The sequence below is a fragment of the Geminocystis sp. GBBB08 genome (assembly GCF_016743215.1).
In the GTDB taxonomy this organism is placed as follows: domain Bacteria; phylum Cyanobacteriota; class Cyanobacteriia; order Cyanobacteriales; family Cyanobacteriaceae; genus Geminocystis.
On sequence record NZ_VRZC01000044.1, the window covers coordinates 1 to 25,113 of the forward strand.

Consider the following 25,113-nt stretch of genomic DNA (forward strand, 5'->3'; position numbering starts at 1 on the left):
CTTCTTATCTAACCGATAGTGATGTAATTAATTCTTTAACTTATCTAATAACTCAGAATAATCTCTTTAATTTAGAGTTAGAAATTATTATCAATAATCCCGTAATTGACTTAAAAATACTTACCAAACATTTAGCTACTTTAACCAATTTACCCATTAATTTAACCTTCTTTAATTTTGATGTTAATTATCTCAGAGAAATTGATAATAACAAAGTTAAATTTACCACAATAAAAATAGCAGAATCTTTTGTAGAAAACTTGAGCAAGAATGAACAACAAATTGCCTTTATCTCTAGCATTATTTTCTTAGCAAAATCTCTAAATTTGAAAATCATTACCGAAGGAGTCAATACAGAAATAGCTAAAAATATTATTTTAGATTTAGGTTGTGAAGAAATACAAGGATTATTAGTTTCTCAATCTTTACCTGCAGAAAATATATCAGACTTTTGGCAACAGTATTCTTTAAAAACTATTTTTTCTTAATTTATAGAAACCAAGACAACCTTATAAAGTAACTTGCTTGTCTTAACTATAGGCGAGAAAAATTATGTCAAAAGAATACATTAATTTGGTATTTTGTCTTAAAATAAGAGAATATTAAGTTTTGTTACAAATATTAAAATATATCTCCTACTTTAAATTCATAATGAGTTTTTTTAAGCCTCAGCAACCAATTTTACAAAAAAAGCAATTATCCTCTAATCCACAACAGTTAGCATTGATGAAATGTTTAATCATTAAACCCTTAGAAACTATCAATCTCTCAGGAATTTATACCTGCATTGATCAAGCAATGGTCATTTGGGGCTTTGTTGCCGCTATAATTTTTCTGACGGCACAATTTTTCCCCATTGACTGGACAAATCAAGCCATTTTTTGGTCTATCATTACTCTAATTGGCATTTTAACTATGACCACTCTAACTCATACTTGGACAGTATTAGAAAGAATTTCATGGTTACTTTATACTTGGGTATTCTTAATGATTATCGGTATTTTGATTACAGATTATGCAGTTATCTATCATTGGGGTTTTATGTTATCTCACCTGTGCGAATTATGGTTAATCTTAAGTAGTATCGGTTATTTATTAACAGGTTGGGGATTGCGATCAAGAGCCTTCTTTATTGCTACTATAATTCATGGAATCACCATTTTTATTTTACCTTATGCTAATAGTTGGCAATTTGGGATAACAGGGTTAGTAATGATGACTAACTTATTAATATTTTCTGAAGCACAATGGGATATGTTATTACCAAGAGAATTAAGACAATATTCTCGACAACCCCTCACTTATAAATATTCATCTTCTTCCTATTTTCCCGCCAAAAAAATCCTCATTAATCATCAATCTTTAAACTTGTTTCACCAGTAAGGTAATGAGAAATAAGCAAAAGTTATTTGTTACTTATTGTCATTAAACCGAAAACCTAACATAAGCTATATCAAGATTATGATTTTTAGTTTATGATATAGAGAGGCTCAATATACGTTGGTAAATCCGTTCAACAATTTAAGATATGACAAACCAGCCAGATAAAATTATTATATTTGATACCACCCTCCGTGATGGAGAGCAATCTCCGGGTGCAAGTTTAAATGTAGATGAAAAACTAAATATTGCTCGTGCTTTAGCTAAATTAGGTGTCGATGTCATAGAAGCAGGTTTTCCTCACGCCAGTCTTGGTGATTTTAACGCCGTGCAACGCATTGCCGAAACCGTAGGCACTGAGAATGGCCCGACAATCTGCGGTTTAGCCCGTGCAACCCGAAAAGACATCAAAAGTGCGGGAGAAGCCCTAAAACCAGCGGTTAAAAATCGAATCCATACATTTTTAGCAACCTCTGATATTCACTTAAAATATAAACTCAAAAAAACCCGTAGCGATGTGTTAGCAATAGTGCCTGAAATGGTAGCCTATGCCAAAACTTTCACCAATGATGTTGAATTTTCCCCCGAAGATGCAGGGCGTATTGATCCCGAATTTTTATATCAAGTGCTAGAATTAGCCATTGCAGCCGGGGCTACCACTGTTAATATACCTGATACAGTAGGATATACTACTCCAACGGAATACGGTGCAATTATTAAAGGAATTAAAGATAATGTACCTAATATTGACCAAGCCATTATATCCGTTCATGGTCATAATGATTTAGGCTTAGCGGTAGCTAACTTCCTCGAGGCGGTGAAAAATGGAGCAAGACAGTTAGAATGTACTATTAACGGCATCGGTGAAAGAGCAGGAAATGCCGCATTAGAAGAATTAGTCATGGCACTTCATGTACGTCGTCAATACTTTAACCCCTTCTTAGGCAGAGATGTTAATTCTATCGAACCATTGACAAATATAGATACCAAACAGATTTATAAAACGTCTCGTTTAGTATCTAGTTTGACTGGAATGATAGTACAACCCAATAAAGCGATTGTCGGTGCAAATGCCTTTGCTCATGAATCCGGAATCCATCAAGATGGTGTCTTAAAAAATCGTCTTACCTACGAGATAATGGATGCAGAATCCATTGGTTTAACTACCAATCAAATAGTACTAGGTAAACTTTCAGGACGTAACGCATTTCGGACTCGTCTAGTAGAATTAGGTTTTGAATTGTCAGAAGACGACTTAAACAAAGCCTTTTTGCGATTTAAAGAAGTAGCCGACAAAAAACGAGAAATTACTGATTGGGATTTAGAAGCTATCGTTAATGACGAAATTCAACAAGCCCCTGAACTTTTCCGTCTTGAATTAGTACAAGTTTCTTGTGGTGATCATTCTGCTCCCACCGCTACTATTACTCTTCGCACTCCTCAAGGGGAAGAATTAAGTGATGCTTCCATTGGTACGGGGCCAGTAGATGCAATATATAAAGCTATTAACCGTGTAGTTCAAATTCCCAACGAATTAATCGAATATTCCGTAAAATCTGTTACAGCAGGAATTGACGCCATGGGAGAAGTAACCATTCGTTTAAAACATGAAAATAAAACTTATTCAGGTTATGCCGCCAATACTGATATAATTGTAGCCTCCGCCCGAGCTTATATTAGTGCTTTAAATCGTTTATATGCAGCTATTGAAGCGAAAAAAGAAGCTGATTTAGTTATTGCTAATAATTAAAAATTTGTGATAAGCTAAGAACGGGCTATTGCCGGGGATACCAGAAGTGTTGTTGTAACACACAAAGTTCGACTCGCCTCCTGAATTTGCAAAGGATCAGGATTTGACTTCATTTGTAAACTCTTGGAACGATTTAACCGTAGAGTAATAGTAATCAATACAATACAATTAGTCCAGAACAAGAACGCATTTAATATTCCTATTTTAAGCTCTAAATCTTTTACAGTAAAGCTTTAGCAGTTTAACTATAAGCAAAATATTTACTAGGGTGGGTAATGCTCACCTTTTTTTATTCTGAATCTTTATTTTCAGTATTTTTACTTTTTAAAGTATAGTAGTTATTTGTTTCAATATCAATGTTCAAGTCTTGTAAATTATCCCCTAATTTTTGTTGAATTGCCTTCGTTAAAATTATAGAAAAATCAACATTAATATTCTTCTCATTCACTAACTTAACTAACTCTTGCAAATCAGTTTTTATAGTATTTTTTTTCGTTAAAGTAAGTTTAAAATAGTCATTCTCTTTGATATTTTTATCAATCATTTCCTCTTGTATTTGCTTTTTTAAATAAGTTATTTCTGAATCTAGTACTAACCATTGCTCTTCAATTTCTTGGTATTTTTTAGTTAATAAATCTAAATTTTTATTTAAGGGATTCTGCTCTACTTTAAATTTTAAATTCATTAATTTATCATAAATTTGAGCTAAATAAACACAATCCATTTTGGCATATTCTAACTGATTTTTCTCTAAAGGTCGAATACCCCAATTGCTCCCTTGTTCTTCCTTACTTAAATCTTTAAAATCTGTCAAAAATTCAGTTAAACATTTTAATGTATAATTTTTGACTGGTAGAAAATGATAGGGAAATTCCTTAGCTAATTTTAAAGTACAAACAACATTTTTTGCCTTATTTTGCCCTAACAATCTTAAGTCATAATTAGCATGATGAAAAACCTTTTTAATTGACTCATTAACTATAATATTATCGATAAAAAAATTAATCACCTCCGGTTTATCTAACACATCTAACATATAAGTGCGATCGCCATTAAGATTATCTCCATAGGCTAAAATTTGAATTAAAGATAAACGAGGTTTTTTAGTGTGATAATCAGCTACTTCTGTATCTAACCAAAGAATATCAGTTTCTGTTAAATCGAGAATAATATTTTTTATCTCATCTATATCCGTTAAATAAATCATATTTTTTAACAGTTCATAAAGTTGGCATCCTCTGTTAATTAGGATAAAAGAATATTCTATCTAATATCTTGATTTATTGACATTTTGGTCATTGAAGGTGATAGCCGACTGCTATAACAATCCTAAATCATTCGTGAAGAATTAAAGATAAAAAAATGAATCTGTAAATCTTACTTACTATAGCTTAAAACTGACCACTGAAAGCTGATAGCTAACACCTCTTTGATTTTTATTTAGAAAAGTACTTGACATCATTAAAAGAAACTGCGATAATGATAGTTTGTGTGAAGTTTAGCTCTATTAAACTCTTGGCTAACGTTATCGTAATCGGAGCCCAATGGGGCGATGAAGGAAAAGGAAAAATAACGGATTTACTCAGTAAATCAGCAGATGTGGTGGTTCGCTCTCAAGGGGGCGTAAATGCCGGTCATACTGTGGTTGTAAAAGATCAAACCTTTAAATTACACCTAATTCCGTCAGGTATTTTATACCCTGATACTGAGTGTATCATCGGTTCTGGTACTGTGATAGATCCTCAAGAATTATTGGAAGAAATTGATCAGCTTATAGCTTTAAATATTTCAACTGATAACTTGTTTATCTCGCAAACTGCCCATGTAACGATGCCCTATCATCGTATCTTAGACCAAGCGGCAGAAGAAAAGCGCGGTAAATATAAAATTGGTACAACTGGACGGGGAATCGGTCCGACTTATTCGGATAAAGCTGAAAGAATAGGCATTCGGATGCTTGATTTAATCAACTGCGATCGCCATCCAGATAAATTGGAATGGACTATTAACTATAAGAATGCGGTTTTAGAAAAACTCTATGGATTGCCTCCTTTAAATGCTAAAGAGGTAGTACAAGAATATATAGGTTATGCCGAACGTTTACGTCCTTTTGTCATTGACAGTTCCTTAAAAATTGATCAAGCCGTCAGAAGCAAGAAAAATATCTTGTTTGAAGGAGCTCAGGGTACACTTTTAGATCTAGATCATGGAACATATCCCTATGTTACTTCTTCTAATCCCATCGCCGGTGGTGCTTGTGTAGGAGCTGGTGTTGGTCCCACTATTATCGATCGCATTATCGGTGTAGCAAAGGCTTATACAACTCGTGTAGGTGAAGGACCTTTTCCCACAGAATTAAGTGATGACATTGGTGTTCATCTAGGTGATAAAGGTGCAGAATTTGGAACAACTACAGGTCGTCGTCGGCGTTGTGGTTGGTTTGACGGAGTTATTGGCAGATATGCCGCTCGTATCAATGGTTTAGACTGTTTAGCCATTACAAAGCTAGATGTCTTAGATGAGTTAGCAGAAATAAAGGTTTGTGTTGCCTATGATATAGACGGAGAAATCTGTCGAGAATTTCCAACCCACGCCACAAAATTCGCTAATTGTCAACCTATCTATGAAACGGTAGCAGGATGGCAACAATCCACTAGCCACTGTCAGACTTTAGAGGAATTGCCCCAAAAGGCATTAAATTATTTAAAATTCTTAGCAGAATTGATGGAATTACCTATTGCGATCGTTTCTGTAGGTCCGGGTCGAGATCAGACTATAATTATCGAAGATCCTATTCATGGTCCTAAAAGAGCTTTATTATATGCTAATGGAAATTCTGTTCCATCTTAAGTTAAGTCCCTTTGTATAAATTAAGATTGTATTTATAGTTAATAGTAGTTTAATTTATTTTTGTAAACATTAAGAACATTCAAATTTATCACGAAATCAACGAAAATGGAAGTAACATTAGAATGTAAGACCAGACTGGAAAGTAGTCAGCCCAGAGCATTACGTCGTGAAGGTTTTATTCCCGCTAATTTGTATGGTCATAATGGTGCGGAAGCAATATCTTTAGTTTTAACTCAAAAAGAGGCAACTACTTTATTAAAAAATGCTTCTGTAAATAATACTTTAGTAGATTTAGCTATTCCTGAACTGGAATGGAATGGTAAAGTCTTAATTAGAGAAGTACAAACTCATCCTTGGAAACGTAATTTACATCATATTAGTTTTTTCTGTCCTTCAGGGGATAAAGATGTAGAAGTAGTTGTACCTTTAAAAATTATTGGTCATTCTATTGGTATTGCTCAAGGGGGTGTCATGGAACAAATGGTGACACAAGTTAAAGTTCGCTGTTTACCTACAAATATACCTAAATATTTAGAAATGGATATTACGAATATTGATATTGGTAAAACTTTTTGTGTTGCTGATTTAGTCCTTGCTGAAGGCATTAAAGTATTAGATGATCCTAATAAGAATATTATTGGTGTTGTTGCACCTCGCAAAAAAGGTTAAATCAATTAACAATTAATCATCAATAATCCATAAAAGCCGTTTACTGAAATGATTAAAGTAGGCGGTTTTTTTATAACTAATAATTCTTAAACAAAACTAAAGTAATGTTATGAATAATTCATTTTTTAACAATGATAATAATGATGAGAATAATTTAGAGTCTTTAAAAGACAATGAAGAAATGGAGAATATATCGCCTCAGAAAAAACGAGAATTTCAAAAATTATTTATCATTCTTTTAACCGTTGGTTTAATAATTGGTGGAATAGTCTCTATCGTTTTAATTAAAACTATGTCAAAATTTGGCTTAACCGAAAAAACACCGCAGTTTGAGAGAATCCAAAAATAGCTAATAAAGAATGAGTAAGAAGGAATAGTTATATAATATAGCATTCCTATTTAGGTTGTGTCTGGTAATATTAAATATTTTGTCATTTGTCATTTGTTATTGTTAACAAGGATTTCCCAGGGATTTTTGATAGTCTTTGATTGTTTACAAATCCTAAACGAATTGTTATAGTTAATAGTTAATAGGTAATAACTGCTTTTTCAATTTGATATAATATATTCAGAATACTTTAATCATATTTGGAGCAAAATTGATGAAGTTACCCCTAATTTCTCTATCGATTTTCAGTTTATTCGTTATTGGTGCTGTGGTGACGAATCCAAATCAAAAACAATTTGAACAATTTATCGCTGAAAAAGGCAGTCAAAATATTACGGAAGAGATTTGTAAAAGTAACTCTAAATCTATGGGTATTTTAGAAAATTTTGCTAGTAAGGCTTGTACTTTAATTAGTGATACCAGTGTAGAATTAATTGCTAGATTTGTTGCTCAAAATACCACTAGACATAATTATTTTATATTTAGTATTTATGAACTTAATGCTAATATTTATCACTCAAAGACGTTAGGTTTATTTAACAATTTTATTATTTTAGACGACGGAACTAAATAATTTTATTAAAAAAAAATATAGAATTAAAAAAGATTAAATTTAAAATTTGAAAAAATAGGAACATTTATAATAAAAGCCGAGTCTGTTTGGTTATAGCAGTTGAATTCAGAATTAATAAATATAAAGGGAAAACAATTTTTACTTGACTTGTAGTCAGAATTTATCCCTCATTTCCCTAAGTATTAATTATTGATTATCTATTGCCATAACCCTCATTTTCACTTTTATAAATTTTTTTTATGAACAAGTTAAATAACTATAAAACGACAACAGCTTTATTCCTTACCCTTACTTTTGGGATTAGTTCGACTTTGCCTATCACCGCCTCTTTCGTGAATCCTCCGGTGGTAATGGCTCAAAATTTTCAATTTAACGATGTTTCACCTAATTATTGGGCGGCCAATTTTATTAATCCCTTAGTACAAAAAGGTATTATAGCAGGTTTTCCTGATGGTACTTTTAAACCTGATGCACCAGTGACAAGAGCACAATTTGCAGCGATGGTACAAAAAGCCTTACCCAAAAATCAGATAAGATCGGCAATTAACTTCAATGACGTTTCTTCTAATTATTGGGCAAAGAATGCTATTAACAACGCCTATAGTATGGGTTTTCTCTCAGGTTATCCAGGACAAATTTTCCGCCCTGAACAAAATATTCCCCGAGAACAAGTACTGGTATCATTAGCTAATGGATTGAATTATAATCCGAATCAAAGTGTTGATAATATCCTTAACTTTTTTAATGATTCTAACAATATCTCCAATTTTGCGCGATCGCCAGTAGCAGCGGCCACCGAAAGAAATTTAGTGGTTAATTATCCTAATTTAAAGCAATTAAACCCCTTGCGTAATGCTACAAGGGCAGAGGTTGCTGCTTTTATTTATCAGGCTTTAGTTTCTCAAGGGCAATTACAAGTTGTTAACTCCAATTATATTGTGGGGTTAACTCAAACTCCTACCATTACTGATTATCGTCTTGCTGATGGTACAATGATACCTGTTACTCGCGAAGAGGATTCCATTTTATTAACCAAAAATGAAACTTTGCCTCTAACTTTAACCGTCAAAACGAATATGCTTAATAATGGGGTTGTGATTATCCCCCGAAATAGTCAAATTGTTGGAGAATTACGTCCTTCTGGTAATGGTACTAGATTTTTTGCTCAAACATTAACCTTAACAAACGGTCAAACCTATAATATCACAGCTTCTTCTCAAGTTATCACTGAAACTACTACTGTCTCTAAAGGTATGAATGTCGGAAATTTGTTGAAAAATGCAGCTTTAGGCACGGCAGCAGCAGCAGCTATTTCTGCGGTGACAGGTGATAAGGCGATCGCTACCGAAGAATTATTGATAGGTACAGGAGCTGGTATTTTAGCGACACTAATTCCTCAATTTTTAGGGTTAAATAAAGTCGATTTATTAGTAGTAAAACCAAGCACTAATCTTAATCTAGTTTTAGAAGAAGATTTGGTAATTAGAAATTAGCCAATTTCTAAAGGGTTTAAACTCTTTGTTACTAATAAGATGCGAAAATTATTAATTAAATTGTTAAAATTCAAATAAATATTAATTTAATTGTATATAGATAATCATTATGCTTCGTCGTCGTCGTAACCTGCCGTGGATTCAACGCCAATCTCGATTTATTATTGGTGCTATCGCCATTGTAGGTTTAATTTTAACTATATATCTAACCTTCATAAAACTCAGTGGAGGCGAAATTGCTTGTACGGCTGAAGGCACAAGTGGTTGTAATAGTGTTTTAGATAGTGCTTATGCTTATCCCCTCGATCCTCAAGGTAAAACAGGTCCACCTTTAAGTGTATTTGGATCATTAGGTTATTTTACCATGGCAGTCTTGGCTTTAGTACCTTTATTGATCAATCCAGAAAAAAACAAAGAATTAAGACAAAAATTAGAAAAATTAACTTGGTGGCTAATGCTAGTGGTTACTTTTACTATGGCAGCCTTTAGCAGTTATTTAATGTATGTTTTAGCCTTTAAACTTCAAGCAGTTTGTCCTTACTGTATCAGTTCGGCCTTATTTTCATTTACTCTATTAACATTAACTATTATTGGACATGATTGGGAAGATATGGGACAAATTTTTTTTACAGGTATCACTGTTGTTTTATTTACTCTCGTAGGTGCAGTGGGAGTTTATGCTAATGTTAACAATGTAGCAATAGAAGATCCAAATCTACAGTTAGCAGCTGGGCAAACAATACCTATCACTCAAGCACAAACAGCACCTAAACCGCCCTTAGGATGGGAAATTACCACAACTTCTGGAGAATCTGAAATTGCCTTAGCTAAACACTTGGCTTCTCAAGGTGCGATCATGTATTCTGCTTATTGGTGTCCTCATTGTTACGAACAAAAACAACTTTTCGGCAAAGAAGCATTTAAACTACTTAGTAAAATAGAGTGTGATCCTAAAGGTATTGCCCCTGCACCTCAAAAGTGTGTAGATGCTAAAATTCGAGCTTTTCCCACATGGATAATCAACGGTGAAACCTATGAAGGAGTGCAAACTTTAGATAAATTAGCAAAATTAACCGGTTATAAAGGCAAAACTAATTTTAAATACAGAATGCCTTAAGCAATTAAGTAAGTGAGGTAGGGGGCGAAAAATTTTCAACCCTTACAACCTAATTATAAAGTTAGTGTTATTTTCCCAGTACATTAGTTTTAATCCCCATTAATTCTTTCCCAAGTTAACTGCTGATTATGACATTGCCAACGGATTAAATTAGCGGGAGAATTTACTTGTAAAGTTGGTAACTTTAAAGCCTTACGAGGTGCATCCGTGACAAGAGCGATCGCCTGTTCTACACTACAAATACCCCAAGTTACCAAATTTTGCGCACCTATCAATAAAGATAAAGTAGTACCCGATAATGTACCATCAGCAAGTTTTGCTATACCATTTTTGACATCAATAATGCGATCATCCCAAGGATAAAAACCATCAGGTAAACCAATAGGAGATAAAGCATCACTGACTAAAAAAATCCCCTCTTGATAATTACTAGCCTGTAAAATCACCTTTAACATCGTCTGACAAACATGATTACCGTCAGCGATTAAACCACAATAAACACCAGGATTAATAATAGCTTCTCCTAATAATCCGGGTTGCCGATGATGAAGGTTAGGCATGGCATTAAAAGCGTGTGTTACCATAGAAGCACCTTGCTTAAAAGCCTCCTTAGCCTGTTGAGCCGTTGCTTGAGAATGGCCTAAACTAACAATAATGCCTTGAGAAAGTAAAAAAGGAATAATTTGCCCTGTAGAGTCTAATTCAGGTGCTAAGGTGATAATTTTAACGATGTTGCTATATTCACCTAAAACTTTCTTAACATTATCTAAAGTTAAAGGTAATAAATATTGGGCAGGATGAGCCCCTCTTTTTTCATAATTTAAAAAAGGGCCTTCTAAATGAACGCCAATGATTTCGGCTTGTGAAGATTTTTTTGACAAATTTACATACTCATTAATTACCTTTAAAGATTGATGAATTTTTGTTACTGAAGTTGTCACAATAGTGGGTAAAAATTGATCAACTCCTTCTTGCCATAAATAAGCACAAATTTCCTCAAGTTTATCTACATCTTCAAAAGTTAAATGAGGAAAAGCCAAGCCTAAACCGCCATTAATTTGTAAGTCTAATCCTCCTAAAGAAAGCCAATCACCTTGTAAATCTAAATCTCCCTGAAAGCATAAATTACTATCTTTAATAGCAGTAATTAAATTATTTTCGATAGTGATAGTTTGTAAATCGTTATAACCAATTAATCGAGCATTAGTGATAACTTTTGTTCCAGTCATATTTTTTCTTCACACTTATATTACTCATATCTTGCAGTTTATCAGAAAAATCTCAAATTTTAAGTTATAAGTAGGTAAGTAAAATTAATTGTGGATTTTATTTTTCCCAAGCCTTTGACAACAATGCAAGGCAAGAGGTTTAAACCCCTTGTTACCCATTCATTGCCTATATACAATTAATTTTGCCCAAGTACTTAACAATTAGATACTAAAAATTAAATAAAACAGGAAAACAAGGATAAATTGATCTATTTCTACTTTCTCATGACTCATTCTCAATTAATTTGGCTTATTTTAGAGAAAAAAGACACAAAAAAGCCATATAATGAAAAATGTTGACCTACTGAGTTGTTCAAGAGGGATAAATCAATGATCGAAATGAAAGTAGCGGCAATAGCTTTAGATGCTGTAACTCGTAGCCCAATTGTACTTCTAAAGGATGCTACTGAACGCCGTGCATTACCTATATATGTAGGGCAAGATCAAGCTAGATCTATTATTGGAGTGTTAGAGCAACAATACCCATCTCGTCCGATTACTCACGATTTGATGGTTAATGTCTTTTCTGCTTGGAATTTGAAACTGGAAAAAGTTATTATTAATTCATTACAAGACAACACTTTTTATGCTTTATTGTGTATGAAATTGGGTAAAAAAGAGAAAAATATTGATTGTCGCCCGAGTGATGCCATCGCCATTGCTGTTAGAATCGGATGTCCTATTTGGGTAATGGAAGAAGTACTTTTAGATGCTTCAATTCCTGTAGATAGAGAAGCGGATAACGAAGAGAGAGAGGCTTTTCGAAATTTTGTAGCTAACTTGAGTCCAGATGAGTTAATTCGTCGTGCCAGAAAAACCAGCGAGGAAAGTTAATAATTAGGGGGGGTTAAAAATTTTTTTGAAATTGAAGCTTCAATTAAGACAAAAATCACGCTCGATCTTTTTTCGATGAGCGTGTTATTTTTAAAAACTATATAATACAACTAAAAATGCTTTTGACAATTAGCTGACTACTAATAGCTACCCTCATCAAAATAAAAATACTTTTTAACGCACCCTTAATTAAGCTGTAATTGCTAATTCAACTACTTTTTGAAAAGCATCCGCATCTTGAATTGCCAATTGAGCTAAAATTTTACGATTTAAAGTAATATTAGCTTTATCTAATTTATTAATTAACTGGCTGTAGCTAATACCCTGAATCCTAGCAGCCGCATTAATACGAGTAATCCATAAGCGACGAAAATCTCTTTTTTTCTTACGACGATCGCGGTAAGCATTACGAAGAGCTTTCATAACCTGTTGGTTAGCGGTACGAAATAGCTTAGAATGAGAACCTCTGAAGCCTTTAGCTAACTTAAGAACTTTTTTACGTCTTTTACGGGCGACGTTACCTCTTTTTACTCTAGTCATTTTTCTTTATAATTAAATATTTAAGATTTTTAGAAATTATTTTTAGCCGTAAGGCAACATTAAACGAATTTCTTTCTCGTTACTTTCATCAACTAAAGTAAGTTGACTTAAACGACGTCTTTGTTTTGCATTCTTATGTTCTAATAAATGATTTTTATTGGCTTTACGGCGAAGAATTTTTTTACCACTGCCAGTAATACGAAAACGTTTAGCCGCAGATTTTTTAGTTTTTACTTTAGGCATAGTTTTATCTAAATTGACACAATTTACTATTATACGATTAATTTGACCCTAATGACCATAAAATCTTTGAAAATTCCTTAAAATACTTATAACTGAACTTATATATTTATTTTTTTCTTTACTATTAGCTATAGAGAATAAGTAATGAGGAATTAATAATTGTAGAATAGGCATCTTGCCTGTTAAGTAGGTAAGTAAAATTAATTGTGGATTTTATTTTTGCCAAGCCCTTGACAACAATGCAATGTAAGGGGTTTAAACCCCTTGTTTCCCATTACCTATTAATCATCTAAAGCAGCAATACCGGGTAACACTTTACCCTCAAGTAACTCTAAACTTGCACCACCACCAGTAGAAATATGGCTCATTTTTTCAGCAACGCCAACTTTTTCTACCGCCGCCACAGAATCACCACCACCGATAATAGTAGTTGTACCTTTAGCTGTTAATTCTGCTAGAGTATGAGCGATCGCTTCTGTACCTTGAGCGAACTTTTCAAACTCAAATACACCCATAGGCCCATTCCAGATTACACTTTGACAATCAGCAAGAGCATCTTGGAAAGTTTTAACAGAATCAGGGCCAATATCTAAGCCCATCCAACCATCAGGAATGTTATTAATATCAACGGTTTGAGCATTAGCATCTGGGGCAAAATTATCAGCTACAACCACATCAGTAGGTAATAAAAACTCAACACCTCTTTCTTTCGCTTTGGCTTCTAATGCTTTAGCTAAATCTAATTTATCTTCTTCCACTAAAGATTTACCAACATTTAAACCACGAGCTTTATAAAAAGTGAAAATCATACCACCACCGATAATTAATTTATCACATTTTTCTAATAAAGTTTCGATCACTCCAATTTTACTAGATACTTTAGAACCACCAATGATAGCAACTAAAGGACGTTTAGGATCTTCAATGGCGCTTTGTAAGAACTTGAGTTCTTTTTCGATTAAAAAACCAGCAACAGAAGGAGATAAATAGTGTGTAACCCCTTCAGTAGAAGCATGAGCGCGGTGAGCAGTACCAAAAGCATCATTAACGTATAAATCTGCGTTACTAGCTAATTTTTGCGCAAATTCAGCATCATTAGCTTCCTCTTGATCATAAAAACGGAGATTTTCTAATAACGCCACATCACCATTAACTAAATTATTAACTCCGGTAGTAACATCATCACCGATACAATCATCAAATTTAGTAACTTTTTTACCTAATAATTCAGAAAGACGATGCGCAACAGGAGTTAAACGTAAACTATCTTTAACTTGACCTTTTGGACGACCCATGTGACTACACAATAAAACTTTAGCACCATTAGCCGTTAAGTGATTAATCGTGGGTAAAGCAGCTTTAATACGGGTATCATCACTAATTTGTCCATTATCCATAGGGACATTAAAATCAACACGCACTAAAACTCTTTTTCCTTCTAAATCAGATTTTGTTAAACTTGTAATACTTTTTTTTGCCATGATCAAATTTTCCTATAAATATCAAACTATTAAAAATAAATCGGTAAAAAATTTTACTCCCTTGGAAATTTTACCCGAAATGTAACGGTATGTAAATTTATTTTTTAAAAAACTATAAAATTATTGAACCAATCCGACTGTCTTTAGACATGGCAGCATCAAAAACTCCAATAATGATAAAATATGAGAATATATCACGTTTTACATTGAAATTCCCATAAAGTGGGAGTGTCAACGATTAAATTTAGGGAGTAAGTATTATGTTTAAAAACGTTCTTTTTCCTATTGATCAAAATCGAGAAACAAGAGATGCAGTGGCCATCGTAAGCAACATTGTCAAAACTTATGGTAGTAAGCTATTTTTACTCTCTGTTATCGAAAAATTTGCCGATGACGATTCTATTATGAGCGATCAAGATACTGTTGCTCAACTTTTAGCCGGGGCTAAAGAATTGTTTGCCCAAGAAAATATTGATGCTGAAACCATCGAACGGGAAGGCATGGCTTCTTTTCTTATTTGTGATGTCGCCGACGAGGTGGAAGCAAATTTAATTATTATGGGGTGTAGGGGTTTAGGTTTAACACAAGAAGGTGCTGAAGATAGTGTTACTAATCGAGTGATTAATCTTGCACCTTGTCCTGTGTTAGTAGTTCCTTGATTAGGATCTGCTGAAAAAGTATGAGTGGCGAAGATAGGGATGCCTCTTTTACTTACAAGGGCAAGTTTATCTAAATTTATAGATACAAATTTGCTCTTCCCTCTTCCCAAATCCGCTACCTTAACCTAACCGACAACAATATTGTATCGAACTGAGGTTAATTTTATTTTAGTGCCATTACAGATACTTTAGCAGCGATTTGTTGAGCAATTTTTGTAAGGGCGATCGCTGATGCAGATTGAGGATTACCGACGACGATAGGAATACCAACATCTCCGCCTTCTCTTAAAGAAATTTCTAAAGGAATACAACCTAATAAAGGTACATTTAATTCTTTAGAAGCCTTTTCACCACCACCAGAGCCAAATAAGTCATAATTCTTATGGGGCATATCAGGGGGGATAAAATAACTCATATTTTCCACTAATCCTAAGATATTTGTGCCTAACTGTTCAAACATTTTTAAACCTCTACGGGCATCTAGTAAAGAAACAGTTTGCGGGGTGGTTACAATTACAGCACCGGCAAGAGGAGCGGCTTGGGCTAAGGTTAATTGAGCGTCACCCGTGCCAGGGGGCATATCCACAATTAAATAATCTAATTCCCCCCAGTTGACTTGATACAAAAATTGACGTATAATACCATTTAACATCGGTCCTCGCCACATTACCGGTTGATCAGGATCGATTAAAAAACCCATAGATACCATTTTGATACCATGATTAAAAGCCGGTTGTAGAATGTCTCCAGATGGTGATTTTTCAACTTCGATGGGTACATTATCTAAACCTAGCATTGTAGGAGCATTAGGTCCATAAATATCAGCGTCTAATAAACCAACTTTAGCACCCATTTGGGCCAGAGCAACAGCAACATTAACAGAAACGGTACTTTTACCAACTCCCCCCTTACCACTAGAAATAGCGATAATATTTTTAACTTGATTCACCGATTGCCTATCAGGTAAAGACTTTTGTTGAGGAGTTTCGGAGGTAATATCGATTGACACAGATTCCACACCTCCCAATTTTTTGACAGCTTTTTCACAATCTTCACGAATAAACTCTCGTAATGGACAAGCAGGAGTAGTCAAAACGAGGGTAAAACTAACCTTACCATCTTTTACCGCCACATTGCGAATCATATTCAATTCCACTAAACTTTTTTGTAATTCAGGATCTTGAACAGGCTTTAAAACTTCTAAAATTGATTCAGTACTTAACATAATTTTTAAAATTTAATCTAGTTTGTAGTAAGGGTAATCGCCTCAGTTCTACAGAAAAAAAAGATGAAGACAAGACACTGAGAAGTCAATCACCATCTATTTTTAGCTCGAACTCACTTCAGTTCGATATAAAATTTTTGGTGAAGATGAGACTGCCATAGACTAGAAGGCTAGGAGATTAGGAGAGAATAGACTTAAACATTATTAAAATTAATTTTCGATAATTAATTATTGATCAAATTTAATTCAGATGTTTGAGTCATAAGGATAAACTACCAACTTGTGAACACAGAGATAGAATTTTGTCTATAGATAAACTATTTTTTATTATCAAATATCAATGTAAAATGGTCAAGAAACAAAAAAATTGCCAAACCATTAAAACCATTACCCGAAGAATATAGAATTTAGAATTTTAATTATGCTGATAACAAAGCCTCAACAAATTCATAGCTAGAAAAAGGGCGTAAATCCTCAATACCTTCCCCCGCACCGATAAAACGAATTGGTAAATTTAATTGCTGACAGATTGCAAGAGCAACTCCTCCCTTTGCTGTGCCGTCTAATTTAGTTAAGACTACCCCTGTTAATTGAGCCGCTTCTGAAAATACTTGAGCTTGTCGGAGTCCATTTTGTCCTAAAGTAGCATCTAATACCAATAATGACTCAATATGAGCATTTTCAGCTTTTTTATCGATGATTCGGCGAATTTTTGCCAATTCTTCCATCAGATTCTTTTTATTTTGTAACCTTCCTGCGGTATCTACTAATAATAAGTTGGCTTCCCTTGCCATTGCCGCATTAATTCCGTCAAAAACTACGGCAGCAGGATCGGTATTTTGTCCCTGATTACAGATTACTGGAGTATTTGCTCTTTCACCCCATACTTTCACTTGTTCTACCGCCGCCGCTCTAAAAGTGTCTGCCGCAGCGATAACGCACTTATAACCAGATGTTTGTGCTAAGTGAGCTAATTTACCGATAGTAGTAGTTTTTCCGGCACCGTTAACCCCTGTTAATAACCAGATATTAAGTTTCCCCTCTACTGGCTCAAATTCAGTCTTGATCAGTTTTTTGAGGGGCTCGTCTAATACTTGTTGTAAAATTTCTTTCAAATAGGCGATCGCTTCTTCTGGTGGTAAGGCTTCTTCTTTAAGTTTATTTTGCAGAGTGTTAATAGTATAGTCAGTAGCTTCAACTCCCACATCGGCACTTAATAACATCGCTTCAATTTCCATTACCGCCTCTTGATTAAGAGGTCCTTGTCCGACAACAGATTTCAGTTGATTAATTAAATTACGGCGAGTTTTACCTAAACTTTGACGCAGTTTTTTTAACCAAATAAATTCATCCTCCGACACATCATCGGGTAATCTTCCTTGAGAGGCTAAAATTTGAGCAGACCACAAGAAATCTTCATCAAACTCTTTCTCAGGCTCAATTGCTGTCTCTTTTAATACCTCCAGACGATCAGATTTTTGTAACCAAGCGGGGACATTTTTCTCTATATTTTCAATTTCTTTTACTTCCGTAACAGTTTCACTAGAGATAGTTGCAGTTTCAACAGGAGTAGATTCTATTTCATTTTCTATTACAGATTCACTAATAGTTTCCGTCCTTTTTTCTTCTTCTGTGCCTTGAGATTGTTGTTTCTGTTTTTGAATATTAGCAAAAGCCGCCTTTGCCCATTCTAAAGAGGCTTGATCTGTAGTAGCTGTAATTTCTTCAGTTTTTTTCTCTTCAATTATTGAAGGAGTTTCTATAGGTGTAGAGGTGACAGGATTATTTTCTTTATTATCTTTATGACGACGAAACCAATTAAACATACAAAATTATAATTATTACGTTATTAATATTTATTACTTTAACGTAAATTTGTTTTAACTCTAAGGATAAAAGGCTAAAGCATTTACTACCAGCAATTTATTCTATTTTGACAATTCAATAGCCATTAAGTGAAATCTACTAATTTGCGATCGCCCTAAGAAAACATCTCAACTAAAATATCTAAAACTGTTTGTCAATCTTGCTGTGAAATAAATCCTAATTTTTGTTGTAATCTGTACTTATCAACAGCCCGAATTTGATCTAATGCAATACTGCCTTGGCGTGATTGAAAAAAAATTGAAACTCTGGTAGGATAATGTTTCATCGTACTGGTAAGTGGTGCAATAATGACAGTTTTGAGTAAGCGATTAGTTTCATTAGGTGAAACAATAACACAAGGACGAGTTTTTTTGATTTCTGAACCAATAGTTGGTTCTAAATTAACTAACCATACTTCTCCTGTCTGAGGATACCCTACCAAGTCCATTCCTCCTCATCCCAACTATTTTTTAAGTGATCTTCTATCAATATTTCATCATCAATTCCAGTCATCATAATGGCTTCTTCCCATCCCTGACGAGGATTTTGAGCAGAAACCATCAAACAACTATCTTTAATTTCCAGTTTGACTACTCCTTTTAAGTTACACTGTTTAAGAATACTTTTAGGGATGATAATTCCTTGGGAATTGCCAATTTTTGTAATTTTTGTTTCCATTCTAATTTGTTGGTGAATGTTATAACATTATACTAACAAATTGATTATGAACCATCAATTTTGTTAACCCCCCTGTTGAATTTTTGGTGCTATGTATTCTCTCGTAACTTTGCCAATACGATATCCTACAAATCCTCTAATTATTGTGGTTGTGGTTGATTATTAGTAGGTAAGATACCTAATTTTACTGGTATTTTAATTTCTTTTCGATCTCGTTGTAAATTTAAGGTTAAATCAGAACCAACCTGACTAGATTCTACTTTTTTCTGTACTTGTGAAGGCTCTGCAATTTTTTCCCCCTCAATGCTTTGAATAATATCTCCTGACTTTAACCCTGCTTGAGCTGCCGGAGAATTTGGTATAACTTTTACTACCATAACCCCTTCTTCATTAGTTAATTTAAAACCTTCATTTTGGTTTAATTGTTGTTTGGTTTGTTCATTTAAAGGTATCATGGCAATTCCTAAATAAGGATGATCGACTTTTCCTTGTAAGATCAATTTTTCAGCGATTTCCGCCGCTCGATTAATGGGGATTGCAAAACCTAATCCTTGCGCATTTTTAATAATGGCAGTATTAATAGCAATAACTTCACCTTGGGCGTTTAAAAGAGGGCCTCCAGAATTACCCGGATTAATAGCAGCATCAGTTTGAATAAAGTCTAATCTTTTATCACCGACACCAATTTGAGAACTTGATCTTCCTGTTGCACTAATAATTCCTGTTGTCACTGTATTATCTAAACCAAGAGGATTACCGATGGCGATCGCCCATTCACCAATAACCAGTTTATCAGAATCACCTAATTGAGCAACGGGTAAATTTTCTCCTTTAACTTGAATAACGGCTAAATCTGTGAGAGAATCCACACCTAAGACCTTACCATCTAGCACTCTTCCGTCTTTGAGGTTAACGGTTACTTTTGTTGAGCCTTCAACCACATGGGCGTTAGTCAAAATTTTACCATCATCACTAATAATAAAACCAGACCCAGTACCTTGCTGAATTTGTTCTTCAGGCATTTGAGGAATTTGATTACCAAAAAATTGACGGAAAAAAGGATCATTAAAAGCAGGAGGTACATTATTATTAGTAACAGTTCTTTCTGCATTAATTCTGACAACCGCAGGACCTACTTCTTGAACTACTTTAGAAACAAAATTAACATTTGCATTATTTTCTAATTGTGGTAATTGAGCAGTAGCTAAACTTTCTTTTTGTTGTATGGTCGTATTTTCATTTGTCCGAGCAAATATTTGAGGAGTATTGACTAAATAATTGACACCGACACCAATACCAGCACCTAATAAAAGTAATGATGTGCAAGTGGTAGCTTTTTGAATATATTTTCTCATGATAAAGACTCCTATTTTGAGTTTTGTGGGAATAAATTGAAAATAAATAATATTGCGAGAATAATGATAAATATAATATGTTGAGAAAAAAGTCAGCTTAAAGTGCGAAGGAGCAAAAGAGGAAAACCTTTGTTTAAGCTGACAATTACTAATATAAGCTACTGGTTTGACTTTTCTGTGACGCTCAGATGAAGAGTTGATGACAGAAGAAATTTAGAATGAGGAATGAGGAAACTTACCCATTGCAAGAGTGCTCATTGCCCGAAGAATTTAGAATGAAGAAAATTTAGCCCTGTGCATCGATCGTTTCCTACTCTCACCAACGTTTTGAGGCATCTTCAATTACTTTGCCATATTTGGCTAGGGTTTTTATACTAGGATTATCAAGATTTTGTAACCATGCCCACATTTGATCACCATAAGAAAAATGCCACCATTCCCCTTGATGTTGACGAAATTCTCCCTTAGTCATTATTTCTAATAATATCTCCCTATTTTCATGAAATACCCTTTCTTGAGAATTAGTCGAGTTTTTGTAATAATTAGGATTTGATCGTTCAGAAAGTTCATCAATTTCACCCCCCATATTAACTTCTAACCCATTTTCATCTACAAGAGTAAGATCGATAGCTGATCCAGTACTATGAGGAGGAGGTGTTAAAGGATTATTGCTCGGAATCGCCCAAATTTGATATACTTCTTGATAAATAGAGGCTTTTTGCTCTCCAGTTAATAAATTAGAGTCAATGTGGCGATCGCAACAAATAGAGTTAAAAGTATAATCTACCATAAACTGCTGTACTGTAACAGGTCGGTAAGCATCAAAAATTTTAATCTGCCAATGGGGTTTTATTTCCTTTAATTTATTTTTTGCCTTAAATAATCTTTCTAAGACTTCTTTTCTTACAAAATAAGGTGATGTACCTTGATAATCAGCTCCCAGTTTAACATAAGGAGGAGGAGTTTCTAAAATAAATTGATCATCAGGAATTGGCACTAAAGGTTGATTACATTCTATGATAGGTATTGTTTGATAGGGTTTCATTAGGAATTACTATTTGATATTATTTTGATAAAGTAACTTCTAAATTTTTCTCAATAATGTTTAAAATAGTGTAAACCATTGGTAAATTTTATTTAAAAGCCAAAAATTAATGATGCCAGAAAAAGATAAACTTAATCATTCAGAAATTAACACAGAATTAGACCCCATTACCTCATTGATAGCAGAATTTTCAGATCCAGACATACAAGAAGAAGAATTTAGAAACGATTTTTTTCAAGGCTTATCAGGAAGAAGGAAAAAAGCGGCTTTTGCCCTAAGTCTAATTTGGTTAGTTACAATTTTACTTCACTTAGTTTCTTGGAGTTTTTGGATTGTTTTAGCTTTAGGTATTTTTGTCACCATACAGGCTTTACGATTAATGTTTGTTTCTCCTTCGGTAAATAATCAGGCTTTATCAACTCAAGAGAACGTTAATTTACCTAGAATGTCTCTGATGGTATCGGCAAAAAATGAAGAGATGGTGGTGAGAAAATTAGTCAAAATGTTGTTAAGTTTTGATTACCCTCAAGAATTATATGAGTTTTGGGTGATTAATGATAATAGTAGTGATGGTACGGGTAGAATTTTAGATGAATTAGCACAAAAACATCCACAATTAAAAGTTTTGCACCGAGATAATACTGCCAAAGGAGGAAAATCTGGGGCATTAAATCAAGCTTTTGCTTTAACCAATGGTGATATTATCGGAGTTTTTGATGCTGATGCTAAGGCTTCCCCTGATTTATTAAGAAAAATAGTGCCTTTGTTTGAAGTTGAGAATATTGGGGCAATCCAAGTAAGAAAATCTATGTCTAATGCTGATGAAAATTTTTGGACTCAAGGGCAATTGTCAGAAATGGCTTTAGATAGCTACTTTCAGCAACAAAGAATCGCTTGTGGTGGCATGGGAGAATTAAGAGGAAATGGGCAATTTGTGCGTCGTCTACCCTTAAATAGTTGTGGCGGTTGGAATGAAGAAACTATCACTGATGATCTGGATTTAACTATTCGGTTACACTTAGACAATTGGGATATTAATATCTTAGAGCATCCTCCAGTTGAGGAAGAAGGAGTGAAAAAAGCGATCGCATTATGGCATCAAAGAAGTCGATGGGCTGAAGGAGGCTATCAACGTTATTTCGACTATTGGCGCTTTATCTTTAGTAATCGCTTAAATTGGCATAAAAAATTCGATTTACTCTATTTCTTTTTAGTACAATATATTTTTCCCACGGCGGCAATCCCTGATTTAGTGATGGTGATTACTCGTCATCATATCCCCTTAATTGCTCCCTTAACAAGCCTTACTTTAGTATTAGCATTTTGGGGAATGTTTACCGGTTTAAAAAGAACAAAATCAGACACATTTTTAAGCATTACTGATAATCTAAAAATGATTCAACAAAGTATTTTGGGAATGATTTACCTAACTCACTGGTTTATAGTAATGCCTGTAACTACCGCTCGAATGTCTATCCGCCAAAAACAACTAAAATGGGTGAAAACTGTTCACGATGGCTCATCAGATAACTTAGAATTAGGCTTAACAGAATGAAAGCTAGGGAGGTGAAGTTAAACCTTTATTGCTGGTTAAACATTATTCCACCCCTACTCTGAACTGAAGTTTAGCATTACAGAATAATTCTTTAATTACTACCATGGGCTACTAATTAAAGTAAATCCTGCCCAATAAAAAGGATGAGACAAATTAATTTTTCCTTTGACTCCAAGACTCTCAGGTAAATCAATATTTCCATGAGGAGTAATTAAACGGTTATCTTCAAAATAGACTTTTTCTTGTAATAATAAATTTTGTGCTTGACGTAAAGCCTCAGCTTTTGTATGATTTTTCTCTGATTGATTAATTAATTGCTCATAAAATTCACTAATTAAGGCAAATGTACCTAAGTCACTGACACTCCATAAAGTACCTAAAGCCGAATTAACCCCAGATTGTAAGGCAATTCCTGTAAAACCTAACTGGGCATTGCGATCGCCTATGGCGGTATTACAGGCACTTAAAACTAATAAATCTGGTGGAGTTTGCCAAGGAATGTTTGACATTTGATCTAAAGTTAACTTATCGTTCCAAAATTGAATATAAGAATCAGTAGTATCTCCTGGATTAAAATTAGCATGGGTAGCTAAGTGAATAATATTAAAAGAATTTTTTTGTAATTGTCTTTGCATATTCTGTTGGGTAAAATTCTCATTGAGTAAAATTTCCGTTGAGGATAATGTCTTAGAGCGATTTTGTAATCGTTGAATATTTTGTAATTCTAAATTTACTGCCGGCAGAGGCACACTATCAGGAAAATTAGACGCACCCATAGCCAAAACCCTTACATTTTTAAGTGGTTTATATTCTGTGTTAATTAAATTAAAAGCAGGAATACGAGCTACGCTATATTTCTCAACCAAAAAATTCTTTCCATCATGTAATGCACTTAAAGGGATTAGTGGTACTTGATTAGCAATGCAAAATAATATACTATTAATATTTTCTGCATCTAAAAATTCTTTTTTAAAAGGCTCAATAATCCACTTATATAATTGTTGAGATTGAGCTAAATTCATAGGATTATTAATCTGATCAATTTCAAAATAAAAATCTTGAACAACTTTAGTTATTTTATTTAAAGGAGCTTCATCAAGATCTTTAACAAAAATATTACCTTGTTTACTTAAATAAACTAAATGTAAATATTTTTCTTCTGGAATCACCCAAATAACAGCAGAATTAATGCCAGTTTTTTTGTCTATATCCGCCAAAACTGCTGCAATTTCCAAAGAACTTTGCTCATTATTGACTACGATATTTCGCTGAAAAAAAGTTTGATATTGTTCCCCTAGTTTTCGCTCCATATTTAACATCTTACCATTGAATATAGCTTGTTTTGGATCTTTGGGAACTTGTTGAGCATTAACAAAAAAAGATGAGTTAAAAATAATTAAAAAAGATAGTATCGTTAACCATAAAAAAATAGTTAATTTGTTGAATCTATAACTTATAAAATTATCATTAATTTTTCTAAAAAAAAGTTTTAGTAGTTTCATTTTAAATTAAGTCTATAAAAAGCTATTTAATTCTTAAAGATTAAATTTAGGTGAGCCATGCCCTCCCTATAAATGTTAAACTAGATCTTGAAATTCAGCGATGGAATTTACGCTAATAATTTCTAAAAGAATTTGTTGTAATTTGGGAATATCATCTAATTTATTGATGGCATCCACTAATTCTGAAGGTAAATCTCCAAAACGTCTTACCAAAAGACTAATAATATTACTCCGAAGATTCTCTTTAATTCCTAGCACTAAACCTTCTTGTCGTCCTTCTTGTAAGCCTTCTTCTATTGCTTGTAGTCTTTCTTCGGCTAATTTATCTCGAAATGCAGTTCTTAATGTCATAATTAGTTGTACCTCTTCTGTATCAATATTCGTGGGTGGATTGTTTTTGATTAGCTTCTAATTTTCGTAATAACTCATAGATTAATTCTAATGCAATATCCTGGTAAGGAGAATTTGCTGGTAAAGTTTTTATCTCTTCTATGGCTTTTAATTAAACTTTATCTCTGCTTAGATCTTGCTTGCATCTCTATCATCAATTTTCGATGAGGATAGGGAAAAGGGAAGAGGGAAGGGGGAAAAGTAATCAGAATTGATTTTTCCCGTTTTGTTTCATTGGTATTATTGTACTG

General features: G+C 33.7%; 25 protein-coding genes. 12 read left to right on the top strand and 13 right to left on the bottom strand.

All coding sequences use genetic code 11. From position 1 onward, the window contains the following. From FWJ34_RS07785 to FWJ34_RS07795, 3 genes are all read left to right on the top strand, one after another. Positions 1-488, top strand: a 488-nt coding sequence (locus FWJ34_RS07785) for an EAL domain-containing protein (RefSeq protein ID WP_308254757.1), incomplete at its 5' end; no start/stop codon positions are given. A gap of 163 nt (positions 489-651) precedes the next feature. Continuing rightward, positions 652-1,383, top strand: a complete 732-nt coding sequence (locus FWJ34_RS07790) for a hypothetical protein (RefSeq protein WP_308254758.1) — start codon at positions 652-654, stop codon at positions 1,381-1,383. Positions 1,384-1,528: 145 nt separating this feature from the next. After that, positions 1,529-3,130: a 2-isopropylmalate synthase gene (locus FWJ34_RS07795; protein ID WP_308254759.1), complete on the top strand. Its 1,602-nt coding sequence runs from the start codon at positions 1,529-1,531 to the stop codon at positions 3,128-3,130. Positions 3,131-3,419: 289 nt separating this feature from the next. Here the strand turns inward: FWJ34_RS07795 and FWJ34_RS07800 are convergent, their stop codons facing one another. Then, on the bottom strand, positions 3,420-4,337 hold the full coding sequence (locus tag FWJ34_RS07800; protein WP_308254760.1) for a 3'-5' exonuclease: 918 nt from the start codon (positions 4,335-4,337) through the stop codon (positions 3,420-3,422). A 308-nt stretch (positions 4,338-4,645) separates the two neighbouring features. Here FWJ34_RS07800 and FWJ34_RS07805 point away from each other — a divergent pair, with 308 nt between their 5' ends. The 6 genes from FWJ34_RS07805 to FWJ34_RS07830 all read left to right on the top strand — a co-directional run bounded on the left by FWJ34_RS07805 (position 4,646) and on the right by FWJ34_RS07830 (position 10,221). Further along, a complete protein-coding gene (locus FWJ34_RS07805; RefSeq protein WP_308254761.1) occupies positions 4,646-5,980 on the top strand; it encodes an adenylosuccinate synthase in 1,335 nt (444 codons plus the stop codon). 105 nt (positions 5,981-6,085) lie between these two features. Further along, positions 6,086-6,649: a 50S ribosomal protein L25/general stress protein Ctc gene (locus tag FWJ34_RS07810; RefSeq protein ID WP_308254762.1), complete on the top strand. Its 564-nt coding sequence runs from the start codon at positions 6,086-6,088 to the stop codon at positions 6,647-6,649. 109 nt (positions 6,650-6,758) lie between these two features. After that, positions 6,759-6,998 (top strand): hypothetical protein, encoded by a 240-nt coding sequence (locus FWJ34_RS07815; RefSeq protein WP_308254763.1) that lies wholly within the window; start codon positions 6,759-6,761, stop codon positions 6,996-6,998. Between the two features lie 253 nt (positions 6,999-7,251). Then, the gene (locus tag FWJ34_RS07820; RefSeq protein WP_308254764.1) at positions 7,252-7,611 is read left to right on the top strand and encodes a DUF4359 domain-containing protein; all 360 of its coding nucleotides are present in this window, start codon (positions 7,252-7,254) and stop codon (positions 7,609-7,611) included. 239 nt (positions 7,612-7,850) lie between these two features. Further along, positions 7,851-9,104: an S-layer homology domain-containing protein gene (locus FWJ34_RS07825; RefSeq protein WP_308254765.1), complete on the top strand. Its 1,254-nt coding sequence runs from the start codon at positions 7,851-7,853 to the stop codon at positions 9,102-9,104. 109 nt (positions 9,105-9,213) lie between these two features. Next, entirely contained in the window at positions 9,214-10,221 is a 1,008-nt protein-coding gene (locus tag FWJ34_RS07830; RefSeq protein WP_308254766.1) for a vitamin K epoxide reductase family protein, read from the top strand. 89 nt (positions 10,222-10,310) lie between these two features. Here FWJ34_RS07830 and nagA read toward each other — a convergent pair whose 3' ends face one another. Next, positions 10,311-11,450, bottom strand: coding sequence for an N-acetylglucosamine-6-phosphate deacetylase (nagA, locus tag FWJ34_RS07835; protein ID WP_308254767.1), 1,140 nt, complete (start codon positions 11,448-11,450; stop codon positions 10,311-10,313). 369 nt (positions 11,451-11,819) lie between these two features. Between nagA and FWJ34_RS07840 the strand changes: the two genes are divergently transcribed. Then, on the top strand, positions 11,820-12,323 hold the full coding sequence (locus tag FWJ34_RS07840) for a bifunctional nuclease family protein (protein WP_308254768.1): 504 nt from the start codon (positions 11,820-11,822) through the stop codon (positions 12,321-12,323). 189 nt (positions 12,324-12,512) lie between these two features. Here the strand turns inward: FWJ34_RS07840 and rplT are convergent, their stop codons facing one another. The 3 genes from rplT to FWJ34_RS07855 form a co-directional block, all read right to left on the bottom strand. Further along, the gene (gene rplT, locus FWJ34_RS07845) at positions 12,513-12,863 is read right to left on the bottom strand and encodes a 50S ribosomal protein L20 (protein WP_308254769.1); all 351 of its coding nucleotides are present in this window, start codon (positions 12,861-12,863) and stop codon (positions 12,513-12,515) included. A 42-nt stretch (positions 12,864-12,905) separates the two neighbouring features. Next, positions 12,906-13,106, bottom strand: a complete 201-nt coding sequence (rpmI, locus tag FWJ34_RS07850) for a 50S ribosomal protein L35 (protein WP_308254770.1) — start codon at positions 13,104-13,106, stop codon at positions 12,906-12,908. A gap of 281 nt (positions 13,107-13,387) precedes the next feature. Beyond that, on the bottom strand, positions 13,388-14,587 hold the full coding sequence (locus FWJ34_RS07855) for a phosphoglycerate kinase (protein WP_308254771.1): 1,200 nt from the start codon (positions 14,585-14,587) through the stop codon (positions 13,388-13,390). A gap of 260 nt (positions 14,588-14,847) precedes the next feature. Here FWJ34_RS07855 and FWJ34_RS07860 point away from each other — a divergent pair, with 260 nt between their 5' ends. Then, complete coding sequence (locus FWJ34_RS07860) at positions 14,848-15,246, top strand: universal stress protein (protein ID WP_308254772.1); 399 nt, start codon at positions 14,848-14,850, stop codon at positions 15,244-15,246. Positions 15,247-15,409: 163 nt separating this feature from the next. Here FWJ34_RS07860 and FWJ34_RS07865 read toward each other — a convergent pair whose 3' ends face one another. From FWJ34_RS07865 to FWJ34_RS07890, 6 genes are all read right to left on the bottom strand, one after another. Next, a complete protein-coding gene (locus FWJ34_RS07865; RefSeq protein WP_308254773.1) occupies positions 15,410-16,471 on the bottom strand; it encodes an Mrp/NBP35 family ATP-binding protein in 1,062 nt (353 codons plus the stop codon). 419 nt (positions 16,472-16,890) lie between these two features. Further along, complete coding sequence (gene ftsY / locus FWJ34_RS07870) at positions 16,891-18,297, bottom strand: signal recognition particle-docking protein FtsY (protein WP_308254774.1); 1,407 nt, start codon at positions 18,295-18,297, stop codon at positions 16,891-16,893. Positions 18,298-18,491: 194 nt separating this feature from the next. Then, the gene (locus FWJ34_RS07875; protein ID WP_308254775.1) at positions 18,492-18,785 is read right to left on the bottom strand and encodes a type II toxin-antitoxin system PemK/MazF family toxin; all 294 of its coding nucleotides are present in this window, start codon (positions 18,783-18,785) and stop codon (positions 18,492-18,494) included. Next, on the bottom strand, positions 18,773-19,015 hold the full coding sequence (locus FWJ34_RS07880) for an AbrB/MazE/SpoVT family DNA-binding domain-containing protein (protein WP_308254776.1): 243 nt from the start codon (positions 19,013-19,015) through the stop codon (positions 18,773-18,775). Before FWJ34_RS07880 ends, FWJ34_RS07875 begins: the two co-directional genes overlap by 13 nt. A 140-nt stretch (positions 19,016-19,155) precedes the next feature. Continuing rightward, entirely contained in the window at positions 19,156-20,370 is a 1,215-nt protein-coding gene (locus tag FWJ34_RS07885; RefSeq protein ID WP_308254777.1) for an HhoA/HhoB/HtrA family serine endopeptidase, read from the bottom strand. A 316-nt stretch (positions 20,371-20,686) separates the two neighbouring features. Next, complete coding sequence (locus FWJ34_RS07890) at positions 20,687-21,415, bottom strand: M15 family metallopeptidase (RefSeq protein WP_308254778.1); 729 nt, start codon at positions 21,413-21,415, stop codon at positions 20,687-20,689. A 112-nt stretch (positions 21,416-21,527) separates the two neighbouring features. On the opposite strand from FWJ34_RS07890, the gene FWJ34_RS07895 reads away from it, so the two are divergent. After that, a complete protein-coding gene (locus FWJ34_RS07895) occupies positions 21,528-22,970 on the top strand; it encodes a glycosyltransferase family 2 protein (RefSeq protein WP_308254781.1) in 1,443 nt (480 codons plus the stop codon). A gap of 98 nt (positions 22,971-23,068) precedes the next feature. Here FWJ34_RS07895 and FWJ34_RS07900 read toward each other — a convergent pair whose 3' ends face one another. Together FWJ34_RS07900 and FWJ34_RS07905 are read right to left on the bottom strand one after the other, a co-directional pair. Next, positions 23,069-24,280, bottom strand: coding sequence for a CHAT domain-containing protein (locus tag FWJ34_RS07900; RefSeq protein WP_308254779.1), 1,212 nt, complete (start codon positions 24,278-24,280; stop codon positions 23,069-23,071). Positions 24,281-24,547: 267 nt separating this feature from the next. Then, positions 24,548-24,823: a hypothetical protein gene (locus FWJ34_RS07905; RefSeq protein ID WP_308254780.1), complete on the bottom strand. Its 276-nt coding sequence runs from the start codon at positions 24,821-24,823 to the stop codon at positions 24,548-24,550. Positions 24,824-25,113: the final 290 nt, after the last annotated feature.

What these genes read in the sequence shown, in the direction of transcription:
- FWJ34_RS07795 (WP_308254759.1), top strand. Translation starts at nt 1,529, where the DNA reads ATGACAAACCAGCCAGATAAAATTATTATATTTGATACCACCCTCCGT.
- ftsY (WP_308254774.1), bottom strand. Translation starts at nt 18,297, where the DNA reads ATGTTTAATTGGTTTCGTCGTCATAAAGATAATAAAGAAAATAATCCT.
- FWJ34_RS07895 (WP_308254781.1), top strand. Translation starts at nt 21,528, where the DNA reads ATGCCAGAAAAAGATAAACTTAATCATTCAGAAATTAACACAGAATTA.
- FWJ34_RS07885 (WP_308254777.1), bottom strand. Translation starts at nt 20,370, where the DNA reads ATGAGAAAATATATTCAAAAAGCTACCACTTGCACATCATTACTTTTA.
- nagA (WP_308254767.1), bottom strand. Translation starts at nt 11,450, where the DNA reads ATGACTGGAACAAAAGTTATCACTAATGCTCGATTAATTGGTTATAAC.
- FWJ34_RS07900 (WP_308254779.1), bottom strand. Translation starts at nt 24,280, where the DNA reads ATGGAGCGAAAACTAGGGGAACAATATCAAACTTTTTTTCAGCGAAAT.
- FWJ34_RS07810 (WP_308254762.1), top strand. Translation starts at nt 6,086, where the DNA reads ATGGAAGTAACATTAGAATGTAAGACCAGACTGGAAAGTAGTCAGCCC.
- FWJ34_RS07830 (WP_308254766.1), top strand. Translation starts at nt 9,214, where the DNA reads ATGCTTCGTCGTCGTCGTAACCTGCCGTGGATTCAACGCCAATCTCGA.
- FWJ34_RS07815 (WP_308254763.1), top strand. Translation starts at nt 6,759, where the DNA reads ATGAATAATTCATTTTTTAACAATGATAATAATGATGAGAATAATTTA.
- FWJ34_RS07820 (WP_308254764.1), top strand. Translation starts at nt 7,252, where the DNA reads ATGAAGTTACCCCTAATTTCTCTATCGATTTTCAGTTTATTCGTTATT.
- FWJ34_RS07865 (WP_308254773.1), bottom strand. Translation starts at nt 16,471, where the DNA reads ATGTTAAGTACTGAATCAATTTTAGAAGTTTTAAAGCCTGTTCAAGAT.
- FWJ34_RS07800 (WP_308254760.1), bottom strand. Translation starts at nt 4,337, where the DNA reads ATGATTTATTTAACGGATATAGATGAGATAAAAAATATTATTCTCGAT.
- FWJ34_RS07855 (WP_308254771.1), bottom strand. Translation starts at nt 14,587, where the DNA reads ATGGCAAAAAAAAGTATTACAAGTTTAACAAAATCTGATTTAGAAGGA.
- rpmI (WP_308254770.1), bottom strand. Translation starts at nt 13,106, where the DNA reads ATGCCTAAAGTAAAAACTAAAAAATCTGCGGCTAAACGTTTTCGTATT.
- FWJ34_RS07905 (WP_308254780.1), bottom strand. Translation starts at nt 24,823, where the DNA reads ATGACATTAAGAACTGCATTTCGAGATAAATTAGCCGAAGAAAGACTA.
- FWJ34_RS07825 (WP_308254765.1), top strand. Translation starts at nt 7,851, where the DNA reads ATGAACAAGTTAAATAACTATAAAACGACAACAGCTTTATTCCTTACC.
- rplT (WP_308254769.1), bottom strand. Translation starts at nt 12,863, where the DNA reads ATGACTAGAGTAAAAAGAGGTAACGTCGCCCGTAAAAGACGTAAAAAA.
- FWJ34_RS07860 (WP_308254772.1), top strand. Translation starts at nt 14,848, where the DNA reads ATGTTTAAAAACGTTCTTTTTCCTATTGATCAAAATCGAGAAACAAGA.
- FWJ34_RS07880 (WP_308254776.1), bottom strand. Translation starts at nt 19,015, where the DNA reads ATGGAAACAAAAATTACAAAAATTGGCAATTCCCAAGGAATTATCATC.
- FWJ34_RS07840 (WP_308254768.1), top strand. Translation starts at nt 11,820, where the DNA reads ATGATCGAAATGAAAGTAGCGGCAATAGCTTTAGATGCTGTAACTCGT.
- FWJ34_RS07875 (WP_308254775.1), bottom strand. Translation starts at nt 18,785, where the DNA reads ATGGACTTGGTAGGGTATCCTCAGACAGGAGAAGTATGGTTAGTTAAT.
- FWJ34_RS07890 (WP_308254778.1), bottom strand. Translation starts at nt 21,415, where the DNA reads ATGAAACCCTATCAAACAATACCTATCATAGAATGTAATCAACCTTTA.
- FWJ34_RS07790 (WP_308254758.1), top strand. Translation starts at nt 652, where the DNA reads ATGAGTTTTTTTAAGCCTCAGCAACCAATTTTACAAAAAAAGCAATTA.